Genomic DNA, 11,412 nt, shown 5'->3' with positions numbered 1-11,412 from the left:
AGCGAAGCAATTCGTCCTGAAGTTTCTTTAACTTGTAAATCTTCTTTCCGTTTTACTAATTCACCATATCGAATTACGCGCCATACGGTTCCTAGAAAGAATGTAAAATAACCGATTGATAACAAGATTATTCGCCAATCTTGCACCACTCTAAATTGCCAAGCAGGAAGAACGATTAATAATCCAATTACCGCCACTAATGCTAAAACTAGTCCGGCGGATTTAAGAAACATTTTCATAAAGTCTAACTCTCTAACAATATGTAAGCGATCGACGTGTTGGTAATAATTATTACACGAATCTCATCGGTTCTGGTCTGAGTCGATCGAGATCTCAATCGTCTGTTGAGTCTGATGTGCAATCGCTGTCCTGACATTGTGTGTACAATATTAGTTAACAGCGTCTAAAATCTCACAATTAATAATGAGTGCTAAAGAATCTAAGACCGAACGAATTGATGTGCGTACTACGGTAGCGGCTAAACAATTGCTGCAACAAGCAGCCGCAACTTCGCACAAAAGTGTGAGCGAATTTTTATTAGAAAATGGGTTGCAAGCCGCAGCAGCAACTCTAGCAGATCGCCGACTATTTGTCCTTGATGACGATCGCTGGCAAGCATTTCAAGCCGCACTAGATCGACCAGTAGAAGATAAGCCTCAGCTCAAAAAACTACTGACTGAACCAGGGGTTTTTGATTGATGCCTGATTTTGAGTCTCAACCATATATTGAAAAATTAACATCTGCTCATTTAGTAACTGACTTTGATTGTGGACAAGCAGAACTAAATCAATTTCTGCATAAATATGCTTACCAAAATCAAAAAGCTAACAGTAGTCAAACATATATCGGTATTTATGAAGGTGGTGTAATTGGTTACTATAGCTTAACAGTGGGTTCGGTCATCCATTCCCAAGCTCCTAGTCGAGTAACTAAGGGACAACCAAAACATCCAATTTCAGTCATGATTTTGGCACGTTTGGCTGTGGATCGAGAGTTTCAGAATCGTGGTGTGGGTGAAGGTTTACTTAAAGATGCTCTCAAACGTACTGCTCCAGCAGCCGATCTAGCAGGTATCCGCGCTTTACTCTTCAATGCGAAGAATTCAGATGTAAAATTATGGTACGAGAAATTTAATTTTGAGCCTAGTCGGATCGATTCATTGTCTCTATTTCTGCTCTTGAAAGATTCAAAGAAAGTATTAGAAATCGAGTGAATAAACGATCGTTAACTTAGGCGATCGAACTACTAGTCATTAAGACCCCTTCCATCTTACTTAGTACATCGATTAGGGTTTCTACTTGCTCGTGAGGGCGCAATACGCCTAAGCCTCTGGCAGTGACTTTACCCGTACTATAAACATAGCGCGATCGCGAACTATCGGTTAGATATTCGGCGAGTAAATTCCAAGCGGGTTCCGCCATTGGTGTTTCTAAAATAATGTGTTGTTTACCATCGGGACGAATCCGACTAAAGCCGAGTTGTTTGGCAATTTGTTTGAGTTCGACGATGCGAAATAATTGTTGAGCTGGTTTGGGAATTTCGCCATATCGATCGTGCCATTCGGCGGCAATATTGACTAGTTCTTGTTTGGTATCGGCGGCGGCTACCGATCGATAAGCACTCATTTTTTGCTCTAAATCGGAGATATAATCGGCAGGAATCATCGCTGTTACTTTGAGGTCGATTTGAGTATCATCAACTTGGGGAATTTCCTGTCCGCGAATTTCTTTAATTGCTTCTTGCAACATTTCCATGTATAAGTCAAAGCCAATTACATCCATCTGTCACGATTGTTCGGCACCTAATAAATTACCGACACCTCTAATCTCCATATCGCGAGTGGCTAACTGGTAACCAGAACCCAACTGAGTGAACTCTTGAATCGCTTTTAACCGCTGTCTGGCTGTCTCGGATAGGGTTGACTCTTTAGGGTAAAATAACCAGGCGTGAGCTTGAATTCCCGCCCGTCCGACGCGCCCTCTTAATTGATACAATTGGGATAAACCAAAGCGGTGAGCATCTTCAATTAAAATCGTATTAACGCGCGGAATATCTAAGCCCGATTCGATAATTGTCGTACAAACGAGTAAATCGGCATCGCCATTACTAAATGTCAACATCGTCGATTCTAGCTCGGCTTCGTCCATTTGTCCGTGGGCGATCGCAATCCGACAAGAGGGAACTTGTTCGCGAATTTTGCCAGCAGTTTCTTCAATACCTTCAATGCGCGGCACTACATAAAATATTTGTCCGCCGCGATCGAGTTCTTGCCGAATTGCTGTCGATATTGCTTCGATTTTATAAGGTGATAAATGAGTGGCGATCGGGCGGCGAGATGGTGGCGGTGTGGTAATTAAGCTCATTTCTCGCACGCCAGAAAGGGACATGTACAAGGTGCGCGGGATGGGTGTTGCGGAAAGAGTTAAGACATCAATCTGACTTTTGAGAGTTTTAATTTTTTCTTTTTGATTGACTCCAAATCGTTGTTCTTCATCGATCGTTAATAATCCTAAATCTTTAAATCTCAACTCTTTATTTAAGAGTTGATGAGTGCCAATCACGATATCTAATTCGCCAGTTTTGAGACGTTGTAAAATATCTTTGCGTTCTTCCGCCGTCCGAAACCGATTCAGCAATCCGACATTAATTGGATAGGGGGCAAAGCGTTCTTTAAGGGTATGGTAATGTTGCTGGGTTAAAATTGTCGTCGGTGCGAGAAAGATGACTTGTTTATTGGCGGTAACGGCTTTAAAGATCGCCCGAATGGCTACTTCAGTTTTACCAAAACCGACATCTCCGCATACCAATCGATCCATCGGTCGATCGCTTTCCATATCCCGCTTGACATCTTGAGTTGCTTTCAATTGATCGGGTGTTGGTTGATAGCGGAATGAGTCTTCTAGTTCCTGTTGCCAAGGTGCATCAGGTGGAAAGGAAAAGCCTTCTTTTTGCGATCGCTCGGCATATAATTTTAGCAAGTCGAATGCTAACTTTTTAATCGATTTCTTGACTTTTGCCTTGGTCTTTTCCCATGCTTGTCCCGATAGTTTATTTAACTCTGGCTTAGCTCCTGCTGCTTGTCTGAATCGCGATAATACGCCCACCTGATCTGCTGGTACTTTAAGCGAACCATCGGCATATTGAATCGTTAAATAGTCGCGTAAAGTATCATCAGTTTGAATGCTTTCAAATTTCACAAATCTACCCAGCCCATGATTGCGATGTACCACATAATCGCCAGGACGCAATTTATTCGGATCGACTTGTTTAGATGCCGCCTGACGGCGTTTGCGCGTATAGCTAAAACTTGCTAAAGATTGCTGCCCGAAAAACTCCCGATCGGTAACTAATACCATCCGAAATGTGGGTAAAATAAAGCCTTCTAATTCTGCCACGCCCGAATATTTAATTGCTACCGCCGTATGCTGAATTTGTAGCTTATCGATCGCCGGAAAATCGCGGGGATTGGGCACAAATTGAGCTGGACAATCGTGTTCTTGTAATAATGATACCGATCGCGAGGGTTGAGCAGATACCAACCAACTCGAATAACTTTGTTTGTGATAACCCCGCAAAGTTTCGGCAATTTTAGCAAACTGATGGGGAATTGTGGGAATCGATCGACAGGCTAAATTTAAACCCTCACCGCTCACGGCTAATTCATCTAATTGTATATACTTAAATCGCTCCGCAATCTTCGCAACACTAACATTAAACTGCTGATGCCAAACTGGAGTCCCGGCGGGTAATGTTTCCCACTCCTCTTGAATATACTCCCACCACCGATCGTTATGTGCCTGACACCGATCGAATTCATCGATTGCGACTAGACAATTAGCTGGTAAATAATCTAATAAAGAGTAGCGCGCCGCTGCACTATCTTCGCCAAAAATCGTTCTAAAATTTACTGGAGTTAGCAGCAAACTTTCAATTTTATCGAGCGAACGTTGCGTACTCGGATCGAATTCTCGCAGCTTATCCAACTCATCCCCAAACCACTCCAGCCGCACTGGTAATTCCGCCGCCACCGGGAAAATATCGATAATATCCCCCCGCCGACTCCATTGTCCCTCAGTCTCTACCAACGGCACGCGCTCGTAGCCCAACATTACCAACTGAGTACCGAGCCGCTCGACATCGCCCTCATCACCCACCTGCAAGCGCAAACATCGCTCGTCAAACTCTTCTGGCGACGGTAAATGTGGCTGCAAAGCTAACGTGGTACAGACGATCGCGACTCGTCCTCGCGTTTCCACTTCGGCTCCGCTCAGTGTAAGCCCTTCGGTTCCTGGAACTCGTAAAGATCGCACCTCTGCTAACCCCTGCATCTGTCCCCAAATCATCTCAGATTCAAGGCTATTTGCCCCGTAGGGCGATGATTCTGTCGTTGGGTAGAAATGGACACTTTTCCAGCCCATCGCCTCTAATTGAGCCGCCCATCTGCCACCTTCTTCTACAGTCGCCGTCACCACCACTAAATGTTGTTCGGATGCTTGTGCTAAAGCTGAAGCCACCAAGCCTTTAGGCAACCGAGGTAATCCACTCAAATGCAGCCTTGCTTGCTGCTGTAGCTTGGAGAGCAGTTCCACCGTCAGTTGGGAGCGTTCGAGGGTACGAATCAGTGCAGAAAAAGCCATCGTTTAAGTCAGCGGTGTGGGAGGTGTGGGAGGTGTGGGGACGGGGAGCGATTTGTACAGATCTTTAAAAGATTAGAATAGGCTCTAATCCTCAGTCTAGATGGTTCGATCGAATTTTTAAAGGGGTAATGACGATCGATCTAAATTGGCAATTAGCCAATTCAAATAGGGGCAATTCATGAATTGCCCCTAGTTAGGAAATAATTTAAGATGGTGAATACTAGGCAAATTTAGCCAAATCGACCGCTGATATATTCTTGAGTGCGCTCTTCTTTGGGAGAATTAAAGATAGTGCGAGTATCGTCGTATTCTACTAAGTAACCAAAACGGCTACCACCCGCTCCAGCTTCAGCGTTAAAAAAGGCGGTTTTATCCGATACCCGTGCTGCTTGTTGCATATTGTGGGTAACGATAATAATCGTAAACCGATCTTTTAACTCGTGGATCAGATTTTCGATTTGGACGGTAGAAATCGGATCGAGTGCCGAACAGGGTTCGTCCATTAAGATTACTTCTGGCTCGACGGCGATAGTTCTGGCAATACACAACCGCTGTTGTTGTCCGCCAGAAAGCGATAAACCGCTTTGCTGGAGCTTATCTTTAACTTCTTCCCACAGTGCTGCTCTACGGAGCGATTGCTCTACTCGCTCGTCAATGTTGCCTTTAAAGCCAGCAATTTTTAAGCCAAAGGCAACGTTGTCATAAATAGATTTGGGGAATGGATTCGGCTGTTGGAATACCATGCCAATTCGCCGCCGGACTTCAACTGGATCGATCTTAGAATCGTAGAGATTGTTACCCCGATAGGTAATTGCACCTTCTACTCTGGCATTGGGAATCAGATCGTTCAAGCGGTTATAACAGCGCAGCAGCGTACTTTTACCGCAACCAGAAGGGCCGATAAAAGAAACTACGTTATTTTTAGGAATATCTAGAAACACATTGCGCACGGCTTGAAAGGCACCGTAAAAAATTGAGACGTTATCTGTCTTAATTACGATGTCTCGATCTGTTTGATTACTGACCATAAAATGAGCGGATAAAGGATAAAAAGTCTAGGAGATAAGCGGAAATTATTATATTTAGGAATCGGTGCGAACGCGGACGATCTGATTCTAGAGGTTACCGTCGCAGCCCCCGTCAATCCACAAACATTCACACCAATATAGATCGTTACCCTACTTCAATTGTATCCGAGTCGATCGCGATCGCCACAGATTCTTTGCATGGTATTCTCAACACTCGACCGAATTGGGACATCATGCTAGCACACACCCTCAAATTTACCTGACGATTTTGCAAAATAGTACCGATTCTGCTAAAGATTACCGCAATTAATACGGCAAGCCAATCTAGTAAACCTTCCGATAAGAAACAATCCGCGCAATAATACTAATGACCAAAATTATGACTACAATAATTAAAGCCGCTACCCAAGCTAACTGTTGTTGATTCTTATAAGGAGAAATCGCAAAGTTGTAGATTAAAACCGAGAGTGTTGCTGTCGGCTCCCACGGGCCTTTAATATCGTATTGATTGAATAAACAGGTAAACAGTAGTGGTGCTGTTTCTCCTGCTGCTCTAGCGATCGCGAGTGTTACACCTGTCGCGATAAATGGCATTGCTGCGGGTAGAACGATTTGAGTCACTGTCTGAAAATTAGTCGCACCAATACCGACGGCTGCCAAGCGGGTGGCTTTGGGAACAGATTTAAGACCTTCTTCGGAGGTACGAATGATGGTTGGCAACATTAACACCGATAATGCTACACCACCAGCGACTGCGGAAAAGCCACCAGTTAGCAGTACCACAATTCCGTAGGCAAATAGACCTGCAATAATTGAGGGTACGCCGCTCAAGACATTGGTACAAAAACGGACGAACTGGGATATCCAATTGCCCTGACTGAATTCAACAGTGTAAATTGCGGTTAATATCCCAAACGGTACGCTAATTATCGCACCGATCGCACAGGTAACTAAGGTACCGACGATCGCGTTTCTAAACCCGCCACCAGACATCCCAGCCGCTGGTGGTAGCTCGGTGAATACTGCTGGCGAAAACCCACCCAAGCCATTGGCGACGACCATAAATAGAATCGAAGCCAAGGGGATAATTGCGATCGCCACACAGGCAAACACCAAGCCAGTCATGACTTTGCCAAATAGCTGGCGACCGGAAGAAACGCCAAAATCAACGTCACCGCCATCGGGTTGAGCAGACATTTGAGAAGATAAGGGAGTCATAATTTTCACCTAATTAGGCGGCATGGAGTTGTGCGGATGCGAGGTGGCTAGACTTCGTTTGAGGTTGATTTACCCCCCCAACCCCCCTTATAAAGGGGGGCTTTCTTACTCCCTCCCCGTGATCAGGGGAGGGTTGGGGTGGGGTAAAGGGACTACGCAGCAACTCAAATAACTTGTCGGTACGCGGTAGCCTTATCAAAGAGGGCTTTCTTACTCCCTCCCCTTGATAAGGGGAGGGTTGGGACGATGCACTGAGCGACAGCCGTAGCATAGCGTCTCCGTAAGGAGAAGTGTGGGGTAAAGATCTACGCTACTCAACCTGCTGAAAGCGACTCACCAAGGCTTGAGCGAGTACGTTTACTAACAGGGTTAACACCATTAAAATCAACGCTTCATAAAACAACGAAGACTTCTGAAGACCGCTGGCTTCGCCAAATTGGTTGGCAATTAACGAAGATAGCGTCGAAGCAGGAGCCAACCACGAAATATTGACGGTGTTGGCATTACCCACCAACATCGCTAGAGCCATAGTTTCGCCCAAAGCGCGCCCCAGTGCCAACATCACCGAACCCACAATTCCTGACAGTGCGGCAGGTAACAGCACTAACACGATCGTTTCCCAGCGCGTCGCCCCCAGTCCATAAGCTCCCTGACGGAGTTTGGGCGGTAGCGAGGTAAGGGTATCGCGGGAAATTGCGATAATTGTCGGTAAAATCATGATTGCTAGTACCAATGATGCTCCAAATAACTGCCGACCGCCAGGTTCGGTCGAGAAGAACGGAATCCAGCCAAAGAAGTTGTGAAGTCCTTGGAGTAGCGGCTTGATGGCAGGTAGAAACACAAATAGTCCCCACAAGCCATAAACCACACTGGGTACCGCTGCCAGCAGTTCGATTATAAATGCGATCGGGCGGAGAATTTTTTGCTGTAGAAAGTTTTCGGTCAAGAAAATAGAGACCCCAACTCCCAACGGCACGGCAAATATTAGGGCGAGTAGCGAACTCAGGACGGTACCATATACGTGAGGTAGTGCCCCATAGATATTCTTGACCGGATCCCAAGTGCTATCTACCAAAAACCCTAAACCAAAGGCTTGAATCGCTGGGATGGCGATAATCAGGAGCGAGTAAGCGATCCAGAGGAGGATCGCACCTACGCTAATTGCCAGCCCTAACGTCAATCTGCGAAAATTTTGGTCGAGTGCGCGGACGGGATTAAACCGAGTGGACGCTTCTAGAAGTCCTTCTTTAGATGAGGGCGATGGTGAAGTCATAAAGTTTATTTAACTTTGGCAAGTTCGGCTTTGACTTTGGTAGTCAGTTCGGCATCTAGCGGTACGTAGCCAAGCTCGGTGGCTGTAGCCTTACCAGTTGTCAACGACCAGTCAATTACGGCTTTTAAGGCTGTCTGTTTGGCAGCATCTTTAGACTGAGGATAGAGTAACAGCCATGTCAGACCAGAAATCGGGTAAGCTTTTGGGTTAGCGGAATCAGCCACCGTCAGGGCGAGATCGGCGGGTATCTTTTCACCAACAAATGCTTCAGCACCTGCCTCTGGAGATGGTGCGATGAGTTTGCCAGATTTGTTTTCGATCGCCGCCATTGCTAGACTAGTTTGTTTACCATAGGCATACTCAACATAGCCGATCGAATTGGGGGTTTGTTGAATCTGGGCGGCGATACCTTCATTACCTTTAGCACCTGTCCCTACTGGCCAAGAGACCGACTTATTTGCGCCCGCAGTCCACACCGGACAAGCTGCTTTGAGGTGTGTTGTAAACTGATAAGTAGTACCGCTACCATCCGATCGATGCACGAATTGGATCGTTTGGTCGGGTAGTTTAGCACCAGCGTTGGCTTTAGCGATCTCCGGATCGTTCCATTTGGTAATTTTACCTGCGACAATGCCACAATAGGCAGCGCGGGATAGTTTTAAATCTTTGACCCCATCTAGGTTGTAGGCAAATACGACGCTACCGCCAGTCATGGGTACTTGGATTGGTTCTGCACTATATTTAGCTTTAAATTTAGCACGTTCTTCTGCTTTTAAGGGTGCATCGGTCGCACCAAAATCGACTGTACCTGCTAAATATTGCTCGATGCCAGCACCACTACCGACCGACTGGTAACTGATCTGAGTGCCAGGATTTGCCTTGTTATAATCGGCAAACCACCGTTGATAGAGCGGCGCAGGAAAAGATGCCCCCGCACCACTAAGCGAAGAACCACCCCCACCGCCACTCGCTGGCGATGATGCAGGCGCAGTCCCAGTTCCGCCTGTAGGTGGGGTTGCCACATCGGGACTCTTGGGCGTACAGGCAGAGATTGTCATGCCCATTGTCAGGGCGATGCCGATCCCGATCGTGCGTCTAAACCTAATCATGCTCGATGTACTATGGTTATTCATGCCGATTTCTCCTCAAAATTTATGCTTAATCTAAATTATCTCAAATAATGATGGCTTAAAGTCAGTTAATTTAATGCCTGAATCCTCAACCATTTGCTGGCAATCATTAATTAGGATTGAAATAATTTGCGATCGAACATAACAGAGCATAGATCGATTGTGGAGATCTCATGGTTAACAACAGGTTAAAATTTGCTATAAGTAAACATTAGAGATAGTATTGCCATAAAAAAATGCCTGCAATGGTCAACCATTACAGGCAATAAATAGCCTCTGTGAAAGGAAATTAAGTATTTACTTGATAGTATTCCTTCGTGGCTTCGGCATAGCCCCAAGCGATCCCTTCCGGATCGCGATTGCGCGTCCAATCGGTAAAATTTTCTTCGCTCCGCCGCTTATAGATCGTACTAGAGTGTACGTCCAGTCGTTTGGCGAGTTCGGATTGGATAATTACCACCGAATTAGCTGGGGGTTGCTGCTGAGGTTGAGCCGGATCGGGGACGATTTCTCGATCTATTTCGGCCACAATTGCCGCTGCCGATCGATCGGGTAACTCAATGGGGTCGCTCGATCCGGCAGTTTCATCTGGCACATCGGCAATCTGGGTGGCTTGGGCAACTACAGGAGTAAATGTAGTCTCTACTGGTGGTGGTAAATTAGCCTGACTCAACTCAGCTATAGGGCTATTTGCTTCAGGCTGACGTACTACTTCTGCCACTGCTAATTCTGGCTGACGGACGACTTGCTCGAAAGCAGCGACTGGAGTTGTCGCTGGCATAATTGCTGGCGGCTCTAGCTCGCTATCGTCAAAAATTCGACCCAGAGTACTGACTGTCACAAAATAATAAACCTGTCCGAGATCGGGATGTTGGCGACTCCCCGTGCCAAATTCACTAGCTTTAGCAGTCAAATATCGATTGGACACTGCACCCGAAATATTTGCATTGAGCGAGAGATCGAGGGAAGTAATTTCGCCTCGATTTTGAATAATTAATTCTTGGAAAACCGGGTCGATCGATCGAGTCGTTTTCGACCATTCATAATTTTGCCAAATATTTCCACCAGCGATGGCTAAAGTCACACCCAATATTATCGGCCACGCTACAAATAGCGCAGACATTGTTAGTGCGGCTGGAATCAACACCAGCATAAAACCCGTGGCACTTCTTGTATTGATAGCTCTTTCAGGCATTTGCCCTATGGTTTTTTAACTTAACATGATGCTATTTTAATCGATCGGATCGCTTTTATATCCACACTCGGTCTGAGCTATTCCCTCAGGAGAAGGCTGTGCAACCGACAAGCAGCGATACCCTTCCTGTTGTTGGCTAGTAGTTGGTAAGTAAGGAAGGGGCTAAATTGACGATTCTCGTTCTCGAAGAGGCTACGCCAACGGGGGTAGATGCGTAAAAATTATTGATAATTAACAATTCTCGCAAAATCAGCAGCAGCCAAACTCGCACCGCCAACTAAAACGCCATCGATATGGGGCTGTGCCATGATTTCGTCGATGTTGCTCGGCTTGACCGAACCGCCATATTGAATGGTAATATTAGGGTTTTTCGATCGATCTCGAATGATGCCAATGACGCGATTAGCTTCGGTAGTTTCGCAAGTTTCGCCAGTTCCAATCGCCCAAATTGGCTCGTAGGCTATTACCAATCGATCGAGATCGACTCCGACTAACCCACGCTCTAATTGACTGATAATTACCCGTTCTGTTTCGCCAGCATCCCGCTGTTGCTTGGTTTCACCCACGCACAAAATCGGAATTAAACCACCAGCCTGTGCGGCTTTAAGTCGTAGATTCACTGTCTCGTCGGTTTCGCCAAAAAGCTGACGGCGTTCGCTGTGTCCGACGATCGCATATCTTACGCCCATTTCGGTCAACATACTGGCAGAGATTTCACCTGTATAAGCTCCACATTCTTCCCAGTGAACATTTTGGGCACCCAAGCGGATCCGATTGCCATGCAGACTTTTATTAACGATCGTTAAATCGGTAAATGGCACGCACAGAACCACTTCCCGATCTTCAGGAGCATCATCGATCTGGGGCATAAATTCCATCAAAAACTCAGCGGCTTCCCCCTGGGTTTTATACATTTTCCAATTGCCAGCA

At 46.0% G+C, this 11,412-nt stretch carries 8 protein-coding genes and 2 pseudogenes; 2 read left to right on the top strand and 8 right to left on the bottom strand.

What is annotated here, in order from left to right; translation table 11 throughout:
* Nucleotides 1-239, bottom strand: a pseudogene (locus Q0R35_RS01125) (isoprenylcysteine carboxylmethyltransferase family protein); the annotation flags it as partial.
* A gap of 184 nt (nt 240-423) precedes the next feature.
* Between Q0R35_RS01125 and Q0R35_RS01120 the strand changes: the two are divergent.
* The gene (locus tag Q0R35_RS01120) at nt 424-699 is read left to right on the top strand and encodes a DUF1778 domain-containing protein (RefSeq protein WP_295613613.1); all 276 of its coding nucleotides are present in this window, start codon (nt 424-426) and stop codon (nt 697-699) included.
* Complete coding sequence (locus tag Q0R35_RS01115) at nt 699-1,214, top strand: GNAT family N-acetyltransferase (protein ID WP_295613611.1); 516 nt, start codon at nt 699-701, stop codon at nt 1,212-1,214. The genes Q0R35_RS01120 and Q0R35_RS01115 overlap by 1 nt, the downstream gene beginning before the upstream one ends.
* A 16-nt stretch (nt 1,215-1,230) precedes the next feature.
* On the opposite strand, the pseudogene mfd reads toward Q0R35_RS01115, so the two are convergent.
* The 7 genes and pseudogenes from mfd to tpiA form a co-directional block, all read right to left on the bottom strand.
* A pseudogene (gene mfd / locus Q0R35_RS01110) lies at nt 1,231-4,638 on the bottom strand (transcription-repair coupling factor).
* A 230-nt stretch (nt 4,639-4,868) separates the two neighbouring features.
* Nucleotides 4,869-5,666 (bottom strand): phosphate ABC transporter ATP-binding protein PstB, encoded by a 798-nt coding sequence (pstB, locus tag Q0R35_RS01105; RefSeq protein ID WP_295613609.1) that lies wholly within the window; start codon nt 5,664-5,666, stop codon nt 4,869-4,871.
* Nucleotides 5,667-5,990: 324 nt separating this feature from the next.
* Nucleotides 5,991-6,884 (bottom strand): phosphate ABC transporter permease PstA, encoded by an 894-nt coding sequence (pstA, locus tag Q0R35_RS01100; protein WP_295613607.1) that lies wholly within the window; start codon nt 6,882-6,884, stop codon nt 5,991-5,993.
* A gap of 310 nt (nt 6,885-7,194) precedes the next feature.
* Nucleotides 7,195-8,157, bottom strand: coding sequence for a phosphate ABC transporter permease subunit PstC (gene pstC / locus Q0R35_RS01095; RefSeq protein WP_295613605.1), 963 nt, complete (start codon nt 8,155-8,157; stop codon nt 7,195-7,197).
* Between the two features lie 5 nt (nt 8,158-8,162).
* Nucleotides 8,163-9,290 (bottom strand): phosphate ABC transporter substrate-binding protein PstS, encoded by a 1,128-nt coding sequence (pstS, locus tag Q0R35_RS01090; RefSeq protein WP_295613603.1) that lies wholly within the window; start codon nt 9,288-9,290, stop codon nt 8,163-8,165.
* A 286-nt stretch (nt 9,291-9,576) separates the two neighbouring features.
* Nucleotides 9,577-10,482 (bottom strand): hypothetical protein, encoded by a 906-nt coding sequence (locus Q0R35_RS01085; RefSeq protein WP_295613601.1) that lies wholly within the window; start codon nt 10,480-10,482, stop codon nt 9,577-9,579.
* Nucleotides 10,483-10,703: 221 nt separating this feature from the next.
* A partial coding sequence (tpiA, locus tag Q0R35_RS01080) for a triose-phosphate isomerase (protein ID WP_295613599.1) occupies nt 10,704-11,412 on the bottom strand: 709 nt, incomplete at its 5' end.

It is taken from the genome of Chamaesiphon sp. GL140_3_metabinner_50 (assembly GCF_025361915.1).
GTDB lineage: Bacteria > Cyanobacteriota > Cyanobacteriia > Cyanobacteriales > Chamaesiphonaceae > Chamaesiphon.
Note: the sequence above shows the minus strand (reverse complement) of the source record. Positions and strands in the feature narration are given on the sequence as shown.

Coding starts and splice junctions, on each gene's coding strand:
- Q0R35_RS01120 (WP_295613613.1), top strand. CDS start 424: ATGAGTGCTAAAGAATCTAAGACCGAACGAATTGATGTGCGTACTACG.
- Q0R35_RS01115 (WP_295613611.1), top strand. CDS start 699: ATGCCTGATTTTGAGTCTCAACCATATATTGAAAAATTAACATCTGCT.
- pstB (WP_295613609.1), bottom strand. CDS start 5,666: ATGGTCAGTAATCAAACAGATCGAGACATCGTAATTAAGACAGATAAC.
- pstA (WP_295613607.1), bottom strand. CDS start 6,884: ATGACTCCCTTATCTTCTCAAATGTCTGCTCAACCCGATGGCGGTGAC.
- pstC (WP_295613605.1), bottom strand. CDS start 8,157: ATGACTTCACCATCGCCCTCATCTAAAGAAGGACTTCTAGAAGCGTCC.
- pstS (WP_295613603.1), bottom strand. CDS start 9,290: ATGAATAACCATAGTACATCGAGCATGATTAGGTTTAGACGCACGATC.
- Q0R35_RS01085 (WP_295613601.1), bottom strand. CDS start 10,482: ATGCCTGAAAGAGCTATCAATACAAGAAGTGCCACGGGTTTTATGCTG.